Annotated in this window: 16 protein-coding genes; 3 read left to right on the forward strand and 13 right to left on the reverse strand. The window is 69.8% G+C overall.

Annotated elements, in window-relative coordinates:
* Positions 1–99: 99 nt before the first annotated feature.
* The gene (locus tag V5F59_RS17905; RefSeq protein ID WP_393976558.1) at positions 100–507 is read right to left on the reverse strand and encodes a tautomerase family protein; all 408 of its coding nucleotides are present in this window, start codon (positions 505–507) and stop codon (positions 100–102) included.
* A gap of 98 nt (positions 508–605) precedes the next feature.
* Between V5F59_RS17905 and V5F59_RS17910 the strand changes: the two genes are divergently transcribed.
* The 3 genes from V5F59_RS17910 to V5F59_RS17920 all read left to right on the forward strand — a co-directional run bounded on the left by V5F59_RS17910 (position 606) and on the right by V5F59_RS17920 (position 4,345).
* Positions 606–1,481 (forward strand): LysR substrate-binding domain-containing protein, encoded by an 876-nt coding sequence (locus V5F59_RS17910; RefSeq protein ID WP_393976559.1) that lies wholly within the window; start codon positions 606–608, stop codon positions 1,479–1,481.
* Between the two features lie 910 nt (positions 1,482–2,391).
* Positions 2,392–2,889 (forward strand): DUF6790 family protein, encoded by a 498-nt coding sequence (locus tag V5F59_RS17915; protein WP_393976560.1) that lies wholly within the window; start codon positions 2,392–2,394, stop codon positions 2,887–2,889.
* Between the two features lie 109 nt (positions 2,890–2,998).
* Positions 2,999–4,345: an ABC1 kinase family protein gene (locus V5F59_RS17920; RefSeq protein WP_393976561.1), complete on the forward strand. Its 1,347-nt coding sequence runs from the start codon at positions 2,999–3,001 to the stop codon at positions 4,343–4,345.
* Positions 4,346–4,598: 253 nt separating this feature from the next.
* Here the strand turns inward: V5F59_RS17920 and V5F59_RS17925 are convergent, their stop codons facing one another.
* The 12 genes from V5F59_RS17925 to V5F59_RS17980 form a co-directional block, all read right to left on the reverse strand.
* On the reverse strand, positions 4,599–5,111 hold the full coding sequence (locus V5F59_RS17925) for a GNAT family N-acetyltransferase (RefSeq protein WP_393976562.1): 513 nt from the start codon (positions 5,109–5,111) through the stop codon (positions 4,599–4,601).
* Position 5,112: 1 nt separating this feature from the next.
* Positions 5,113–5,376 (reverse strand): YjhX family toxin, encoded by a 264-nt coding sequence (locus V5F59_RS17930; RefSeq protein WP_393976563.1) that lies wholly within the window; start codon positions 5,374–5,376, stop codon positions 5,113–5,115.
* A gap of 459 nt (positions 5,377–5,835) precedes the next feature.
* Complete coding sequence (locus V5F59_RS17935; protein WP_393976564.1) at positions 5,836–7,005, reverse strand: M20 aminoacylase family protein; 1,170 nt, start codon at positions 7,003–7,005, stop codon at positions 5,836–5,838.
* 14 nt (positions 7,006–7,019) lie between these two features.
* On the reverse strand, positions 7,020–7,667 hold the full coding sequence (locus V5F59_RS17940) for an SRPBCC family protein (RefSeq protein ID WP_393976565.1): 648 nt from the start codon (positions 7,665–7,667) through the stop codon (positions 7,020–7,022).
* Between the two features lie 21 nt (positions 7,668–7,688).
* On the reverse strand, positions 7,689–8,573 hold the full coding sequence (locus V5F59_RS17945; protein ID WP_393976566.1) for an NAD(P)-dependent oxidoreductase: 885 nt from the start codon (positions 8,571–8,573) through the stop codon (positions 7,689–7,691).
* Positions 8,574–8,591: 18 nt separating this feature from the next.
* Positions 8,592–10,952, reverse strand: coding sequence for a xanthine dehydrogenase family protein molybdopterin-binding subunit (locus tag V5F59_RS17950; RefSeq protein WP_393976567.1), 2,361 nt, complete (start codon positions 10,950–10,952; stop codon positions 8,592–8,594).
* On the reverse strand, positions 10,949–11,434 hold the full coding sequence (locus tag V5F59_RS17955; RefSeq protein WP_393976568.1) for a (2Fe-2S)-binding protein: 486 nt from the start codon (positions 11,432–11,434) through the stop codon (positions 10,949–10,951). The genes V5F59_RS17950 and V5F59_RS17955 overlap by 4 nt, the downstream gene beginning before the upstream one ends.
* Positions 11,427–12,323 (reverse strand): FAD binding domain-containing protein, encoded by an 897-nt coding sequence (locus tag V5F59_RS17960; protein ID WP_393976569.1) that lies wholly within the window; start codon positions 12,321–12,323, stop codon positions 11,427–11,429. Before V5F59_RS17960 ends, V5F59_RS17955 begins: the two co-directional genes overlap by 8 nt.
* A 4-nt stretch (positions 12,324–12,327) precedes the next feature.
* Positions 12,328–13,425, reverse strand: a complete 1,098-nt coding sequence (locus V5F59_RS17965; protein WP_393976570.1) for an ABC transporter ATP-binding protein — start codon at positions 13,423–13,425, stop codon at positions 12,328–12,330.
* Positions 13,426–13,437: 12 nt separating this feature from the next.
* A complete protein-coding gene (locus V5F59_RS17970) occupies positions 13,438–14,391 on the reverse strand; it encodes a carbohydrate ABC transporter permease (protein WP_393976571.1) in 954 nt (317 codons plus the stop codon).
* A gap of 1 nt (position 14,392) precedes the next feature.
* Complete coding sequence (locus V5F59_RS17975) at positions 14,393–15,325, reverse strand: carbohydrate ABC transporter permease (protein ID WP_393976572.1); 933 nt, start codon at positions 15,323–15,325, stop codon at positions 14,393–14,395.
* 84 nt (positions 15,326–15,409) lie between these two features.
* Positions 15,410–16,753 (reverse strand): extracellular solute-binding protein, encoded by a 1,344-nt coding sequence (locus V5F59_RS17980; protein WP_393976573.1) that lies wholly within the window; start codon positions 16,751–16,753, stop codon positions 15,410–15,412.
* Positions 16,754–16,841 lie beyond the last annotated feature (88 nt).

Genomic DNA, 16,841 nt, shown 5'->3' on the forward strand with positions numbered 1-16,841 from the left:
GCTTGCGAGCCGGCTCCACCAGGGCCCTGACCATCTGAACATCCGATGCCCGGCCCCATGGCCGGGCATTTTGCGTTTCAGGCACCGGCGCCGCGGCGCTCAGGCCGCGTTGAGCTTGCGCTCCACATAGCGGCTCTCCTGGGTGCGGCCGCCGAAGCCATAGGCATCGGCCTTCACCTCCCGCACCAGAATGTAGCTTTCCACATCCAGCTCCGGCAGGAGCGCGCCCATGGCCGCGAACACCGCCTCGAGATAGGCCGCCTTCTCATCCTTGGTGTTGGTGCCGTCCACCACCTGGATGTCGAGGGAGAAAGACGCGCGCTGCTTCCGGCTCAGGGCCTCGCCGCCCACGAACCACTGGGCCGCCGGGACGAAGGACACCGCCACCGCCGTTACCTTCGGATCCTTGCGCAGGACATGCGCGGTGATGTCGGAAAGGGTGGCCGCCACCATGGCGGCGAGGGCGGCATCGGGTTCGCCTGAGAGCTTGACGTCGAGAAGGGGCATGGGAGCCTCCGTTCGCTGGAGAGGGCTTCACCCTAGGCCACATACATTCATGAGAAAATTTGAATTCTAAAATCCAATGAATTTGCTATCCTCATAAAATGATCCGCAATCTCGATCTCGATCTGTTGCGCAGCTTCGCCGCCGTCGTCGACCTCGGCTCCATCTCCGCGGCGGCCCGCAAGGTTGGGCGCAGCCAGTCGGCGGTGAGCCTGCAGATGGACCGGTTGGCCGAGGCCCTCGGCTTCCAGGTGCTGGAACGGCGCGGGCGCGCGGTGACGCCGACGCCGCGGGGCGGCGCCTTCCTCGAGGATGCCCGCCGCCTCCTCGATCTCAACGACCAGGTGCTCACCCAGCATGTGCATGGCGCCTTTGCCCAGCCGCTGCGGCTCGGCTTCGTGCAGGACGTGGGCGAGGATGTGATGCGCCGCATCCTGTTGCGCCTGTCGGCGAGCTTCCCGCAGGCGCCCATCACCGTGCGGGTGTGCGCCACGTCCATCATGCTGGACAAGCTGAAGGCGGAAGACCTTGATCTCGCGGTGGGATTCAGGGCGGAGAGCGACCTGCCCTCGATCCTGCTGCTGCGCGAGCCCATGGTCTGGATCGCCGCGCGCAGCCTGAGGCTGGACCGGGACGAGCCGGTGCCGCTGGTGCTGTTCGAGAGCCCCTGCATCTGCCGCAGCGCCGCCATCTCGGCCCTCACCTCGGCGGGCCGGGCCTTTCGCGTCGCCTTCACCAGCCCGAGCCTGCATGGCCTCATGGCGGCGGTGGGGGCGGGCATGGGGGTGACGGTGCGCTCGCCGCGGGCGCTCCGGCCGGACCTCGCGCGGGTGGCGGATCTCGACTGCGCCGGCCTGCCGGACATGGAGATGATGCTGTACGGCCGCGCCGGCAACCGCCCGCCAGCGTTGCAGAAAGTGGAAGAGCTGCTGGTGGAGGAGCTCCGCCGGGAGCATCCGCTCTACGCCGTGGCCTGAAGCGGACGGGGGCCGGCGAGAGGCTTGTAAATCCCGTCTTTTCAAAGACTTGTCCTGGCGCCTGCCGGCCGTTTCCGGGCAGGACCACGCGCCCTCCCTCCGAGGGGCGTTCAGATTCAACCATGAGATGATGGCCGCCAGGCGCGGCATCCCCGCCCCATCAGGAAAAAACGCAAGCCCGCCAGCCGCTTGGCGCATGGTCACGGCACCGGTCTTCACCGCCATTCATGCCCCTGCGCCACCGGCGGCGGAACCGCGCGGGCATCGGCCTCCGCGGGTGGGAGACGACGGACGCATCAAGCACCGCCTTGTGGAAGGTGCCGGCATCAGCCCCGTTCCTCTCAAGGGCCACGGGGATGGGAGGCGCGGCGGAAAACAAGGCGGCAGCGAGCGCCATGCCCCGAGACACGATACGGGCCGCAAGCCGGGTTCCAGGATGTCAGGTTGGACGTTCGACGATCTCAGGCCAAAGCCGGAGGCCCCGTGGCGCCGGCAGCGGCACGCCCGCCCCGCCGTCGAGCAAGACGGTTCTAAAATACCTTTGATCCGGGGGATAGAACGTGCCGTCCGCCGCCCCGGTCGCCGCATCACGGTGCCGCAGCCGATGGCACGGCAGGACACCACATGCGCCGCCTCCCCGCCCCCGCCATTGGACGCGCGCCCGAGCACGGCGCCTCCCTCCCCGGCCGGCACGGCGGGCGGTAGCCAGCCCGCCCGCCCCGACCGGGCGGCGAGCCCGCAGGCATGGGCCCTGCGGGCAAGCGCATCCCGCAAGGCGAGGCATCGGGAGCCGTACTCCGATCACGCCGGCCACGCGGCGGCGGCAAGGGTCCGCCGGCCGGCGGATGCGGGGCACTGGCGGTGCGGGTCTGCCTCTGTCACCTTCCGGCAGTTCCGGAAAGGGAATGCCATGGTCTTCTGGGTGCCGATCCTGTGCTACGCCGCCGTCCTCCTCCTGACCGCCGCCGGGCTGGCGCGGCCGCCTTCGCCCCGCCCGCCGTGGCACGGGGCGAACCTGCTGCTGCGCTACATCAACCTGTTCCCGGTGGGCCTCATGGGGTTGTGGGCGGCGCTGGGGCACATCGTGTTTCCGGCCCGCTCGGCCGCCGCCATCGGCTGGGCCACGAGCCCGTTCCAGACCGAGGTGGGGGCCGCCAACCTCGGCCTCGGGGTGGCCGGCGTCATCGCCGCCTTCTACCCCAGCTGGGGCTTCCGCCTCGCCGTCGCCGTCATGACGGCTGGCTTCCTCGGCGGGGCGGCGGCGACCCATGTGGTGGAGATCGCCGAGACGGGAAATCTTGCCGCAGGCAATGCCGGCCCCATCCTCTATACGGACGTGCTGACGCCGCTTTTGCTGCTCATCCTGCTCGCTCTCACCTGCCGATCCGCCCGTCGCGCCGGGGCGTAACAGATCAAGGCGCCGGGGCGGCGGATCCGATGAGAGTGGAGCCGCCTCCCCCTCAGGACAGGGAGCGCGCGGCGCCTCTGGCGCGTCCTCCAGCGAGCAAGGTCCGTACATGGTCGACGAGGAAAGAAACCGCTTCTCCGCCCGCGCCGCCCGCTATGCCCGCGTCGGCGCCAATGTGGGCGGGGTGGCGGCGCGCATCGCCGGGTCGCGGCTCATGGGCCTCGACCGGGAGGGCGGCAATGCCGCGGCGCTGACGGCGGCGCTGGGCTCGCTCAAGGGGCCGCTGATGAAGGTGGCCCAGCTGATGGCCACCATTCCGGACGTGCTGCCCCCCGAATATGCCGCCGAGCTGCAGAAGCTCCAGAGCGACGCCCCGCCCATGGGCTGGTCCTTCGTGCGCCGGCGCATGATGTCGGAGCTGGGCCGCGACTGGGAGACGCGCTTCGCCTCGTTCGCGCACCAGCCCTCCGCCGCCGCCTCCCTCGGCCAGGTGCACAAGGCGGTGACCCTCGACGGCGAGACGGTGGCCTGCAAGCTCCAGTATCCGGACATGCAGGCGGCGGTGGAGGCCGACCTCGCCCAGCTCGACATCCTCTTCTCCATCCACCGCCGCATGGACGGGGCCATCGACACCCGGGAGATCGCCGGCGAGATCGGCGCGCGGGTGCGCGAGGAGCTGGACTATCGCCGCGAGGCGCGCCACGCCGCCCTTTATGCCGCCATGCTGGCCGACGAGCCCCGGGTGCGGGTGCCCCGGGTGCGGGAGGACCTCTCCACCGGGCGGCTTCTCACCCTTGAGTGGCTGGAGGGGGAGAAGATCCTGAATTTCACGGGGCATGACCTCGCCGAGCGCAACCAGCTCGCCGAGGCCATGTTCGCCGCGTGGTGGCTGCCCTTCTCCCGCTTCGGCGTAATCCATGGGGACCCGCACCTGGGCAATTACACGGTCTTTTCGGAAGGCGGCGCGCCGCGGGGCATCAACCTGCTCGACTACGGCTGCATCCGCATCTTCCCGCCTCGGTTCGTGGCCGGGGTGGTGGACCTTTATCGCGGCCTCATGGCGGGGGACGACGCGCGGGTGGTGCACGCCTACGAGACCTGGGGCTTCAAGGGGCTGAAGCGCGAGCTGATCGATGTCCTCAACATCTGGGCGCGCTTCATCTACGGTCCGCTCATGGACGACCGGGTGCGCTCCATCGCCGACGGTGTGGCGCCCGGCCAGTATGGGCGCAAGGAGGCCTTCACCGTGCACAAGGCCCTGAAGGAGCTGGGGCCGGTGACGGTGCCGCGGGAATTCGTCTTCATGGACCGCGCCGCCATCGGCCTCGGCGCCGTGTTCCTGCACCTGAAGGCGGAGCTGAACTTCCACCGCCTGTTCGAGGCGGCCATCGCCGACTTCACAGCGGAGGGGGTGGAGGCGCGCCAGTCCGCGGCGCTGAAAGCGGCGGGGCTCTGAACGGGCCGGAGGAAGAAGGCCTCGCCTGATCGCCTCGGGCGCCGGGCCGATCCCAGCGCGGCCTGGGCTCGGGCGTCGTCGAGGTGGCGCGCGATCATCGCCCGTGCCCCCTGCCGGACCGTGGTGAGGCCCGCTTCCGGGCGGTGGCCAGGATGACACCGGCGCGGCCTGCGTTTGGCCGCTTCCCGCCGTTCGACTGCAGCCGAGATGAGTGGGCGGGCTGCACCATCTGAGGATGCAGCCCGCCTCTCGGTCACTCCGGCTGAGCCAGGCCGAATGCCGGATGATGGATCAGCTCTCCGCGCGGTTCGGTGCCGTCGAAGGGCAGGGCCTGCACCACCTCCGGGGGGCAGCCAGCCACGCCCAGGCCGGGGAAGGCCCGGAAGCCGAACCGGCCATAATAGGCCGGGTCGCCCACCAGCGCCGCGCCCCGGCTGGTCGCCCGCAATCGGCGGAGCGCTTCTGCCATCAGGGCCGTGCCGATCCCCTGGCGATGCCTCGCCGGTAAAACGACAAGCGGGCCGATCAGGCCCCAGCCGTCCTGCGTCCCGATCCGGGCCGCCGAGGCGGCCAGATAGCCGATCACCTCACCCTCGTCCTCACCTTCGTCCTCGGCCACGAGCGAGAGGGCGAGCGCGCCGTCTGCGCGCAGCTTCTCCACGATGCCCGCCTCGGTTCCGGTGGATTGCGGAAGCATCCGGAGCGCTTCAGTCACAAGCCGGCCGATCGCCGGGATGTCACCGGCCGTTTCATCTCGGATCAGCATGTCATGCCCCCTGGTTGTCGAGTTGCGCGCGAACGGAGGTGAGGCCGCGTTTCGAGATCCGGTACGGGCTGCCCGCCCGGGATTCGATCAGCCGTTTCCGCCGCAATCGGGTGAAGACAGCCAGGTCGAAGTCGGCAAGGGCCATCCCCTCGCGCGAGACGCATGTCGCGGACGTGATCTTGGGACCGTCGCCCCGCGCGTGCAGAATGTGCCCGCCAAGGGCCAGCACGTGCAGCGCACGTTGTTCATTTCGTGAGATGTTCATGGAAATCTCGTGTGACAGACGTGACAAAACACCCGGGCGTGCATGCACCCGGCGGCTTTGAACTCACGAGGCTCTCTGAGATCAGAGAGCCTTAATCACACAAGCTCTGACATCCAGTCCCCATCGATCGAGCAGCGGGCATTGTCGCCGCTCAGACCGCCAATCTAGGAAACGCGCGCCCTTGGAACAACCCCGTAAAATGACGGGCGCGGCGGCCGGTGCGGCGCTTCCCCTGCCAGTGCCGGGACCAGCACCAGCCTCGGCCTGCCCCTTCCCGGCCCCAGGGAACGTCCGCTTGTAGGGGCCCGACTGAGCCTCATCGGCGAACCGGCCTAAATCCCATTGGCAGACAGCCAGAATGCCCGCATTTGAAGCGCGCCGCGTATCCGTCAGCGCGCCAAGGGGGCATCTCGGCGGGCGAAGGCCGCCGTCGCCGAAGGGACCGCCGCCTGAAGCCCCTCAGGAGCCGCCGGCCCTGCGGGCCAGCTCCACGAGGTAGCGCACCCCGTGAGGCAGGGCGGCGTCGTTGAAGTCGTAGCGCGCGGAATGGAGATGGCGCCCATCCTCCGCCGGGCCGTTGCCCAGCCACACATAGGCGCCCGGCCGCTGCTCCAGCATGAAGGCGAAGTCCTCCGCCCCCATGCTGGGGGCAAGGTCGGTGGCGACCGCCGCCGTCCCCACCGCAGCCACCGCCGCCGCCTTGGCGGTTTCCGCCTCGGCCGGGGTGTTCAGGGTGGCGGGATAGCGGCGGGTGTAGGAGAAACGGCAGGTGGCGCCGAAGGCGCGGCAGATGAGGTCCGCCCGCGTCGCCATCTGCGCCTCGATCAGGTCCCGCACATCCGGCAGGAAGCAGCGCGTGGTGCCGCGCAGCACCACCTGGTCGGGAATGACGTTCCAGGTGTCTCCGGCATGGATCTGAGTCACGCTCACCACCGCCGCCTCGATGGGGTTCACGGCGCGCGAGACGATGGTCTGCCAGGCGTTCACCAGCTGGGCGGAGATGGCGATGGGGTCGATGCCCTGGTGAGGCATGGCGCCGTGGCTGCCCTTGCCCTCCACGATGGCCTCGAAGGTGTCGAAGGCGGCCATGACCGGCCCGCCATGCACCGCCATATGGCCCACCGGCAGGCCTGGCCAGTTGTGCATCCCATAGACCGCGTCCATGGGGAATTTATCGAACAGCCCATCCGCCACCATCGTCCTGGCGCCGCCTTCATTCTCCTCGGCGGGCTGGAAAATGAAGACGCAGGTGGCACCGCCTGTCCCGGTCTCGGCGAGAATGCGCGCCGCGCCCAGCAGCATGGTGGTGTGGCCGTCATGGCCGCAGGCGTGCATCCGCCCGGCCTGGGTGGAGGCGTAGGGCAGAGCGGTGGCCTCGGCGATGGGCAAGGCGTCCATGTCGCAGCGCAGGCCGATGGTCGGGCCGTTCCCGGCGCCCCTGAGCACCCCAACCACCCCGGTGCCGGCAAGGCCGGCATGCACCTCCAGCCCGAAGCGGCCCAGCCGCTCCGCCACGAAAGCCGCCGTGCGGTGCTCCTCATAGGCGAGCTCGGGATGGGCGTGGAGATCGTGCCGCCATGCCGTGAGCTCCGGCAGGATGGCGGCGATGCGGGCGGGGATGTCGGTCATGTCCGCGCTTTCCGTTAGAACCGGCCGAGATGGAGCAATGTCGCCACGGTGCCGATGCCGGCGCCGGCCACCAGCCACGCGAAACGGTCGAGCAGGCCATAGGCCGTCGCGGCCGGGGCCGCCGTGGCCGGCGCGGCGGGCGGGACGGCAGGATGGACCGGGATGGCCCGCGCCGCCGCCGGGGCGGCGGGGGACTCGGCTTCCGCCGGGCCGCCCGCCGCCTCACCCGCCACGATGCGGGAGAAGGCGCCGAAGAACTGGTCCGCCATGGTCTTCGCCACCCCGCCGATGAGCCGTCCGCCCACGGCGGCGAGCTTGCCGCCCACGTCCACCTCGGCGCTGTAGGTGAGGACCGTGTCCCCTCCGTCGGCGACGAGGCGCACCCGGGCCGAGCCCTTGGCGAAGCCCGCCGGGCCGCCCTGCCCGCGCCCCGAGAGGGTGTAGCCGTGGGGCGGGTCGAGGTCGGACAGCTCCACCTTGCCCTTGAAGGTGGCCGAGACCGGGCCGACCTTGGCGGTCACGGTGGCGGTGAACTCCTGCGCGCCGGTCTGCTCCAGCGTCTGGCAGCCGGGCAGAGCGCGGCGCAGCACGTCCGGATCGTTCAGCGCGGCCCAGACCGCCTCCTGGCGGGCGGGGATGCGGTATTCGCCGGTAATGTCCATGGCAAGGCTCCGGATTCGGCCTCAGAGGCCGGCATAGAGGCGGAACAGCGCCTGGGTGCCGTCGTCCGCGTGGCCCGCCGCGGCGAGGGTGTCATAGAGGCGCTTGGCCTGGGCGAGGCCCGGCAGATCGAGGCCCATGTGCTCGGCCTCGGCAAGGGCGATGCCCATGTCCTTGATGAAGTGGCGCACGTAGAAGCCGGGGGCGAAATCGCCGTCCAGCATGCGCGGGCCGAGCACCGAGAGAGCGAAGCTCGCGGCGGCGCCCGTGCCGATGGACTTCAGCACCGCCCGGGGGTCGAGCCCGGCGCGCGCGGCATAGGACAAGCTCTCGCACACCGCCATCATGTTGCAGGCGATGGCGATCTGGTTGGCCATCTTGGTGTGCTGGCCGGCACCCGGCCCGCCCTGGCGCAGGATGTTGTCGCCCATGGCGGCGAACACCGGAGCGAGGTGCGCGAAGGCGGTTTCCTCGCCCCCCACCATGATGGAGAGCCTGGCGTTGCGCGCGCCCACATCGCCGCCGGAGACCGGGGCATCGAGCACCGGCACGCCCCTCTCCACGCCCGCCGCGGCGATGCGCATGGCGAGCGACGGGCTGGAGGTGGTCATGTCCGCCAGCACCGTGCCGGGCGCCGCCCGGGCAATGAGCCCATCGGCGCCGAGATAGAGCGCCTCCACGTCGTCGGGCATGCCGACGATGGAGATCACCGCGTCGCAGGCCGCCGCCAGCTCGCCGGGTCTATCGTGCCAGACGGCGCCCCTGGCCACGAGCTCGTCGGCCTTGGCGCGGGTGCGGTTGAAAACGTGGAGTTCGTAGCCGGCGGCCTGGACGTGGCCGGCCATGCTGGAGCCCATGATGCCGAGGCCGATGAAGCCGACCTTCCGGATGGGGCGCAACGGGGTCATTCTGGTCCTTCCTGGATGTCAGCGGCGGCCGGCGATGAGGCCGCGGATATAGGGGGCGGAAAGCGGGAGGCGCTCGGCCACCGCCCCGAAGGGCGCCAGCGCGTCGTTCACCGCATTGGTCAGCGCGCCGATGGCGCCCATGACGCCGCCCTCGGCCATGCCCTTGATGCCGGCCGGGGTGCGCCGGCTGGGCGTGTGCAGGGGCAGGATCTCGAAGTCCGGCAGATCGCAGGCGGTGGCGAGCAGATAATCGGCGAGGGTGCTGGAAAGGTTCTGCCCGGTCTCGTCGTAGAACACCTGCTCCATCAGGGCGCCGGACAGCCCCATGGCGACGGCCCCCTGCTGCTGGCCGCGCACCACGATGGGATTGAGCACCGTGCCGCAATCCTCCGCCACCACGTAGCGGCGGATGGCGACGCGCCCCGTCTCCCGATCCACCTCCACCTCGCAGGCGTGGGCGGAGTTGGAATAGGTCATGGGAGGAGGGTCGTAGGAGAGCGAGAAGTCGAGGCCCGGCTCGACGCCGCCGGGCAAGGCGGTGGGGTCGAGATAGGCGATGCGCGCCACGTCGGCGAGGCCGATGCCGGCGGCGGTCCAGGTCCCTGCCACGCGCCGCTCGACCTGGCCGTCGGTGAGCCGCAGCTCGTCGGCGCTGTTGAGGTTCAGCATGTGGGCGGCGACGGTGAGCACATGGGCCTGCGCCTTGCGGGCGCATAGGAACAGCGCGCCACCGCCGGCGGTGGCGCCGCGCGCGCCGCGGCTGCCCATGCCGTAGGGCGCGACGTCGGTGTTGCCCAGCGCGATGCGCACCTGCGCGGTGTCCACCCCGAGCCCCTCCGCCACCGCCTGGGCAAGGGGGGTCTCATAGCCCTGGCCGGTGCCCATCAGGCCCACCGAGGCGTTGACGACGCCGGTGGGCTCGATGCGCACCCAGGCCGCCTCATGGCCGGAGCCGGGAATGCCGGCGGACTTGTAGAAGCGCGAGCCGTAGGTGGTGGATTCCACCACCGAGCAGAGGCCGAGGCCGAGATGGCGCCCCTCGGCCCGCGCCTCCGTCTGGCGGCGGCGGAATTCCTCATAGCCGACCGCCCCCACCACCGCTTCCAGCGTCTCGCGCGGGGTGATGTCCTCCAGGACCTCCCCGGTGGCCATGGTGTAGGGCAGGTCCTCGGGGGAAAGCATGTTGACGCGGCGCACCGCCAGCGGGTCGAGGCCGAGCTTTCGGGCCACCGCGTCCAGCGTGCCGTCCATCACCCAGCTGGTCATGGCCATGGGCGCCCGCATGGGGCCGACGCCGCATTTGTTGGTGAGCGCCACCGTGATCTCGTAGCTGTAATCGGAGATGCGGTAGGGCCCGGTGAGGATCAGGGCGATGACCCGGGCGATATAGTTGCCCGGAAAGAAGCTGTAGGCGCCGAAATCCTCGCGGATGTCGAGCTCCAGGCCCAGAATGCGCCCGTCTTCGGCCACGGATGCGCGGGTGCGGCAGGTGGCCTCGCGGGCGTGGCAGGCGGCCTGGAGATTCTCCAGGCGGTCCTCGCGCCAGCGCACCGGCCGCTTCAGCCGCATGGCGAGCGCCGCCACGGTCAGCTCCTCGCGATAGAGCGCGATCTTCTGGCCGAAGCCGCCGCCGATGTCGGGGCAGATCACCGTGATCTGGGATTCAGACAGGGACAGGCGCCGGGCGAGCTGGGTGCGCAGCGGGTGGGGCACCTGGTTGCCCACATGGAAGGTGAGGTGCGCGCGCCCCTCGTCCCACACGGCGGCGCAACCGCGGGTCTCGATGGGCACATGGGTCATGCGCTGCTGGGCGAATTCCGCCTCCACCACCGCATGGGCCCCACGCCGCCGCGCCGCCACGTCGCCCGCGGCGAACAGCTGGTGGGCGAGGCGATTGCTGGCGAGGCTGTCGTCCACCAGCGGGGCGCCCTCGGCCAATGCGGCGCCCATGTCGGGCACGGCGGGCAGAATGTCGTACTCCACCTCCACCGCCTCGGCGGCATCCTCGGCACGATAGCGATCGGTGGCCACCACGCAGCACACCAGGTCGCCCTGGAAGCGCACCTTGTCCAGGGGCAAAGTGGTCATGGCCGTGGGAACGAGGCCCTCGATGGCGGGGGCCATCTGGAGCGTGGTGGTCCATTCGGCCACGTCGCGCCCGGTCACCACCGCGACGACACCCGGCATGGCCGCCGCAGCGCTCGTGTCGATGGCGCGGATGCGGGCATGGGCGTGGGGTGAGCGCAGGAAGGTGGCGTGCAGCGCGCCGGGAATGGCGATGTCGTCCACGAACCGGCCGGTCCCGGTCAGGAGGCGGCGGTCCTCGCGTCGCGGAAGCGGCCGGCCGATCTGGGAGAAGCCTTCGGCGGCGGCCGTCATGCCCCCACCTCCCGCATCACCGCGGCGGCCTTCAGCACCGCCGAGACGATGGCCTGATAGCCGGTGCAGCGGCAGAGGTTGCCGGACAGCACGTCGCGGATCTCCTCCGCCTCCGGGTTGGGGTGGTCGCGCAGATAGGCCTCGAAGGTCATGACGATGCCCGGCGTACAGAAGCCGCATTGCAGGCCGTGGGCCTCGTGCAGCGCCTGCTGGAACGGGCTCAGGACCCCGTCCTTCGCCACCGCCTCGATGGTGGTGATCTCGTGGCCCTCCATCTGCACCGCGAAGGTGAGGCAGGCACGGGACGGCGCGCCGTCGATCAGCACGGTGCAGGCGCCGCACACGCCATGCTCGCAGCCCACATGGGTGCCGGTGAGGCCGAGATCCTCCCGCAGCACGTCGGAGAGCAGCTTGCGCGGCGGAACACGCACCTCGTGGTCGCAGCCGTTGACGGTGAGGCAGATGGAGACGGCATCATTCATGATCGGGCTCATGGGGAAGACCTTCGCCGGCCGGCGCAAGCGCAGCGGCCAGCGCGCGCGCCGTCAGGCTGGCCGCGAGCTCCTCGCGGTAGAGGGCGGGAATGCGCGGATCCTCGTCCGGCGCGATGGCGGCGGCCACGTCGGCGGCGACGCGGGCGCGCCACGCGGCATCCGGCGGCGCGCCGAGATGGCCAGCGAGCGTGGCATCCATGGCCAGCGGGGTGGGCGCGACGCCGCCCAGAGCGAGGCGGAGCGACGCCACCGTTCCGTCGGGCGCGAGGGCGAGGGTGGTGGCCACCGAGACCAGGGCGAAATCGCCGTGGCGCCGGGAGAACAGCTCGAACCCCCAGCCGCTGCGCGGGCCGGCCACCGGGAAAGCGACGGAGGTCACCATCTCGTCCGGCGCCAGTGCGGTGACGAGGCTCGCCGCGAAGAAGTCGCGGGCGCGGAGGCTCCGCCGCCCAGCCGCGCTTTCAACGCGGATCTCCGCATCGAGCAGGGTCGCGATGAGCGGCATCTGGGCGGCAGGATCGGCGTGGCACAGGCTGCCACCGAGGGTGCCGCGCTGGCGGATGGCATAGTGCCCGATGGTCGAGGCGGCCGCGGCGAGGATCGGGCAGGCCGCCGCGATCTCCGGGTCGGTGGCGACGCGGTGGTGCCGCGTCAGGGCGCCCACCACCAGCAGGTCACCGGCCCGCCGCACGCTGTCCAGCTCCACGAGGTCGTTGAGGTCGATCAGGTGCGCCGGGCGGGCGAGGCGCAGGTTGAGCATGGGGCCGAGGCTCTGGCCGCCGGCCAGCACCTTGGCCTCCCCGCCGAAGCGGGCGATCAGCTCCAGAGCCTCGGGGATGGTCTGAGCCCGGTGATAATCGAAGGCTGCCGGTTTCAAGATCTCACCAGATGAGGTTCGCGCCGGTCTCGGCGTCGAAGACGTGCAGCCGGGCGGTGTCCACCGCCAGCATGACGGTCTCCCCGTCGGCGTGGCGCACGTCCTTGCCGACGCGGAAGAACATCTCCTCGCCTTCCACCTTCATGCCGAGGAACTGGTCGGAGCCCACCGGCAGCACCGAGGTCACCTGCCCGCTCAGGGCGGCGTCGGACGCCGGGGCACGGTGCCCGTCCACGTCCTCCGAGCGCAGCCCGAGCCGCACCTGCCGCCCGGCGCTCGCCGCGAGGCGCTCCGCCGCGAAGGGGGAGAGGGCGAGCCGCACCGCGCCGCGGCGGAATTCCAGGCCCCCCGGCACCGGCACCAGCGCGCCGTCGAGATAGTTGATGGGCGGGCTGCCGAGGAAGGAGGCGACGAAGGTGTTGGCCGGCTTCTCGTAGATCTGGTCCGGCGTGCCCACCTGCTGCACCACGCCGTGGCGCATCACCACGATGCGGTCGGCAAGGGTGAGCGCCTCGGCCTGGTCGTGGGTCACGTAGACGAAGGTGGTCTGCATGGTGCGGTGCAGCTCCTTGATCTCCGCGCGCATGGAGATGCGCAGCGCGGCGTCGAGGTTGGAGAGCGGCTCGTCCATGAGGAACACCGCGGGCTTGCGCACCATGGCCCGGCCCAGCGCCACGCGCTGGCGCTGGCCGCCGGAAAGCTGGCTGGGCTTGCGGTCCAGAAGGTGGGCGATCTCCAGCCGGGTGGCGGCATCGCGCACCCGTCGCTCGATCTCGTCGGCCTTCACGTTGCGCATGCGCAGGCTGAAGGCGATGTTCTCGTAGACCGATTTGTGCGGGTAGAGCGCATAGCTCTGGAACACCATGGCGACGTCGCGCCGGTGGGGCGGGGTGTAGTTCACCACCTCGTCGTCGAACCGGAGCTCGCCCTCGGTGACCTCCTCCAGGCCCGCCAGCATGTTGAGCGTGGTGGACTTGCCGCAGCCGGAGGGGCCGAGCAGGACGATGAACTCCTTGTCGGAGATGGACAGGTTGAGGTCGTCGACCGCGAGGTTGCCGTTGGCGTAGCGCTTGTTGACGTGGCTGAAGGTGATGCTGGCCATCGTTGGATTCCGTTAGCCTTTGACGGCGCCGGCGGTGAGGCCGGACACGATGTAGCGTTCGAACACGACGGCGACGATGACCGGCGGCACGATGGCCACCACGCCCGCGGCGTTGATGAACGAGAAGCTGATGGTGAAATCGGAGGTGAAGGATGCCACCATGATGGGCAGCGTCTGGGAGGCGATGGTCTGGGTGAACATCAGCGCGAACAGGAACTCGTTCCAGCTGGTCAGGAAGGTGAACAGCACCACGGCCACCAGCGAGGGCATGGCCAGCGGCAGGAACACCTTGGTGAGCGCCTGGAACCGCGAGCAGCCGTCCACCCGCGCCGCCTTGTCGAGCTCGTCCGGCAGGCCGTCGAAATACTGCAGCAGGATGAAGACGGTGAAGGGGATGGTGACGGCGAGATAGGTGATGACCAGGGACAGGCGCGTGTCGAGCAGCCCGAGCTTCCGGATGACCAGGAAGAACGGCACGATGAGCGCGATGTCGGGCACCACCCGCGTCAGCAGGATGAAGTAGACCGAGCCGTCGCGCCCCCAATAGCGGATCTTCGACATGGCATAGGCCGCCGGCGTGCCGACGAGCAGGTTCAGGATCACCACGATGGTGGCCACCAGGAAGCTGTTGCCCATGGCCGGCAGCAGGTTCTGCGCGGTGGGCGGGATGTAGCCGCCGGACGAGGCGTCGGTGGTCTTGCGCGTCTCGTAGGTGACCTTCTCCTCGCCGGCGAGGAAGATGGCCTTGAAGTTGCGGGCCGTGGGCTCGTGGGGCAGCCAGTGGGGCGGCACCGAGACGATCTCCTTCTCGGTCTGGAACGAGGAGGACACCAGCCACGCCACCGGCGCGAGCACATAGAGGGCGAGGACCAGGGACCCCGCGAGGATCACCGCCGCCCGGCCGAGGCGGGAGAGGCGGGCACGCCGGCGATAGTCCGGCTGGGCGGAAAGGGCGGCTCCGGTCACGTCAACGGCTCCTTCCGACGGTGCGGATGATGAGATAGGCGAGGCCGAAGGTGATGAGGGCCAGGATGTAGGCCAGCGCTGCGCCGGTGCCGAAGGAGAGCGAGCGGAACGTCTCCACGTAGATGTGCCAGGACAGCGTGTGGGAGGCGTTGCCCGGCCCGCCCTCGGTGAGCACGAAGAACAGGTCGAAGTGCCGGATCGCCACCATGGTCTCGTAGATGAGCACCAGCATGAAGCCCGGCCGCATGGCCGGCAGGGTGACATGCACGAACCGCCGCCACAGCGTCGCGCCGTCCACCTTGGCGGCCTGGTAGAGGTCTTCCGGGATCGACTTGAGGGTGACGAGCAGGAGGATGGCCGCCAGCGGCACCTCCTTCCAGACGAAGGCATTGGCGATCAGCCAGATGGTCTTGTTCTGGTCGCCCAGCCAGACCATGTACTTGTCGATGAAGCCGAGCTGGTAGAGCAGCCCGTTGAGCGCGCCGTAGCCGGAATCGTAGATCCACTTCCACATCAGCGCGTCGGCCACATAGGGGATGGCCCACGGGATCAGGATGATGGTGCTGAGCAGGCGCCGGCCGCGGAAGTTCTCGTTCAGCAGCAGCGCCACCAGGAGGCCGATCACCGTGACCGCCGTCACCGAGATGACGGTGAACACCACCGTGCGCTCCACCGAGGTCCAGAACAGAGGCTGCTCGAACAGCTCGACATAATTGTCGAGCCCGACGAACGGCATCCGGTTGGGCCGGGTGAGCTTCACGTCGAAGAAGCTGAGGTAGAGCGAATAGAGGATCGGGAAGACCGCCACCGCCATGAGCACGGTCATGACCGGCAGCAGGAACAGCAGCGCGCTGCGCTCCTCGTAGCCGAACCTTTGGCCGAACCTTCGGCGGGACGGCCGGGCGCCGCCGGCCGATGCGTCAAATGAGGTCATCGCTCTCATCTCTTTGGGCGCGCGGCGCCACCGGCGGCGGCCGATCCCGGCCGCCGTCCTGACGGACACCGCAAGGGCCCGGTCTCAGGCGCGGGACTTGAGCTTGTCCCAGGTCTTGGCGGACTGGGCGAGCACGGCCTCGGGCGTCGCGTTGCCGAGGATGGCGCCCTGCCAGGCGGCGCCATTGGCCTCGTTCCACTCGCCGAACCAGGGCTGGATCACGTCCTTCTTGCGGGCCAGGGCCTGCTGGGCGCGGACCATCTCGAAGTCGGCGAACTTGGCGTAGGCCGCCTGGATCTCCGGGTCGTCATAGAGCGGCTTCACCGCAAAGTCGGAGCCGGCATCCAGGAACAGGATCTTCTGGAACAAATACTGGCCGTCCGCCTTGCCGCCGAACCATTCGATCAGGCGGGCGGTCTCCTCGGCGCGGGGCTTGTTCTTGGCGGTCTGGGCCGACATGCCGTGGAAGCGCATCCAGCCCACCGTGGCATGGGAACCGTCCTGGCCCATGGGCATCAGCGCCTGCTTGATCTTGCCCGCCACCTTGGACTGCGCCGGGTCGTTGAGCACGCGCAGGCGATACTTGGGCAGGATGGCGAAGGCGTGGTTGCCGGCGGAGAGCGCCTTGAGGCCGGCGAGCTCGCCGGTCTCCACGCAGGCGGGGGAGACGATCTTGTGCTTCCGCACCGCGTCCACCACGAAGCGCAGCGCCGACACGGCGCCCTTCTTGGGGTCCTGCATCACCGCCTTGCCGGCGGCATCGGTGAAGGCGCCGCCGTGGGAGAAGACGAGGGCCGACATGAACTCGATGAGCCAGCTTTCCTGGGCCATGGAGAGCATCAGCGGGAAGTCCGCGATGCCCTTCTGCTTCATGACCAGGGATTGCTCGACCACCTCGTCCCAGCTCTTGGGCGGCGCGCTGAAGCCGGCGGCGGCGAGCTTCTCGGCGTCATAGAGGAAGCCCATGTAGTCGGTGTAATAGGTCAGGCCGTACTGGTGGCCATTATAGATCATCGAGTCGGTGCAGAACGGCACCACGTCCGAATTGTACTTGGTGAGGAAGTCGTAGCCGTCGATGGGGGCGATCCAGCCGGCTTCCGCCCATTCGGGCAGCCAGGCGTCGGACACCCACAGGAGGTCCACCGGCGCGCCGCCGGCGAACTTCGTCACCATGGTCTCGCGATACTGGGCCCACGGCGCGTTGCCGTAGTCCACATGGATGCCGGTCTTCTTCTCGAACGCGGAGAGGTGGCTCTTCACCACGTCCACCGCTGCCGACCACGTCTGCATCGAGAGGGCGCCGGCAGCCTGCGCCGTCCCCGCGATCCGCGGCAGGGCCAGGGATGCTCCGGCGAGCGCGCTCGCCTTGAGGAATTCCCGCCGTCCGAGTCGATTGGCTGCCCGCCCGGGGCCACCTTGAGAAACCATTGCCTGCATCCCCTCTGTGTCGATGCGTGGCCGGACGGCGCCAGCAGGCCGTGCGATGCGGCCCGCGGAAGCAGACGGTTATGGCCCG

The sequence above is a fragment of the Xanthobacter nonsaccharivorans genome (assembly GCF_043194755.2).
Lineage (GTDB): Bacteria > Pseudomonadota > Alphaproteobacteria > Rhizobiales > Xanthobacteraceae > Xanthobacter > Xanthobacter autotrophicus_G.

What these genes read in the sequence shown, in the direction of transcription:
- V5F59_RS17955 (WP_393976568.1), bottom strand. Translation starts at nt 11,434, where the DNA reads ATGAATGATGCCGTCTCCATCTGCCTCACCGTCAACGGCTGCGACCAC.
- V5F59_RS17910 (WP_393976559.1), top strand. Translation starts at nt 606, where the DNA reads ATGATCCGCAATCTCGATCTCGATCTGTTGCGCAGCTTCGCCGCCGTC.
- V5F59_RS17935 (WP_393976564.1), bottom strand. Translation starts at nt 7,005, where the DNA reads ATGACCGACATCCCCGCCCGCATCGCCGCCATCCTGCCGGAGCTCACG.
- V5F59_RS17905 (WP_393976558.1), bottom strand. Translation starts at nt 507, where the DNA reads ATGCCCCTTCTCGACGTCAAGCTCTCAGGCGAACCCGATGCCGCCCTC.
- V5F59_RS17980 (WP_393976573.1), bottom strand. Translation starts at nt 16,753, where the DNA reads ATGGTTTCTCAAGGTGGCCCCGGGCGGGCAGCCAATCGACTCGGACGG.
- V5F59_RS17975 (WP_393976572.1), bottom strand. Translation starts at nt 15,325, where the DNA reads ATGACCTCATTTGACGCATCGGCCGGCGGCGCCCGGCCGTCCCGCCGA.
- V5F59_RS17915 (WP_393976560.1), top strand. Translation starts at nt 2,392, where the DNA reads ATGGTCTTCTGGGTGCCGATCCTGTGCTACGCCGCCGTCCTCCTCCTG.
- V5F59_RS17925 (WP_393976562.1), bottom strand. Translation starts at nt 5,111, where the DNA reads ATGCTGATCCGAGATGAAACGGCCGGTGACATCCCGGCGATCGGCCGG.
- V5F59_RS17930 (WP_393976563.1), bottom strand. Translation starts at nt 5,376, where the DNA reads ATGAACATCTCACGAAATGAACAACGTGCGCTGCACGTGCTGGCCCTT.
- V5F59_RS17940 (WP_393976565.1), bottom strand. Translation starts at nt 7,667, where the DNA reads ATGGACATTACCGGCGAATACCGCATCCCCGCCCGCCAGGAGGCGGTC.
- V5F59_RS17965 (WP_393976570.1), bottom strand. Translation starts at nt 13,425, where the DNA reads ATGGCCAGCATCACCTTCAGCCACGTCAACAAGCGCTACGCCAACGGC.
- V5F59_RS17950 (WP_393976567.1), bottom strand. Translation starts at nt 10,952, where the DNA reads ATGACGGCCGCCGCCGAAGGCTTCTCCCAGATCGGCCGGCCGCTTCCG.
- V5F59_RS17920 (WP_393976561.1), top strand. Translation starts at nt 2,999, where the DNA reads ATGGTCGACGAGGAAAGAAACCGCTTCTCCGCCCGCGCCGCCCGCTAT.
- V5F59_RS17945 (WP_393976566.1), bottom strand. Translation starts at nt 8,573, where the DNA reads ATGACCCCGTTGCGCCCCATCCGGAAGGTCGGCTTCATCGGCCTCGGC.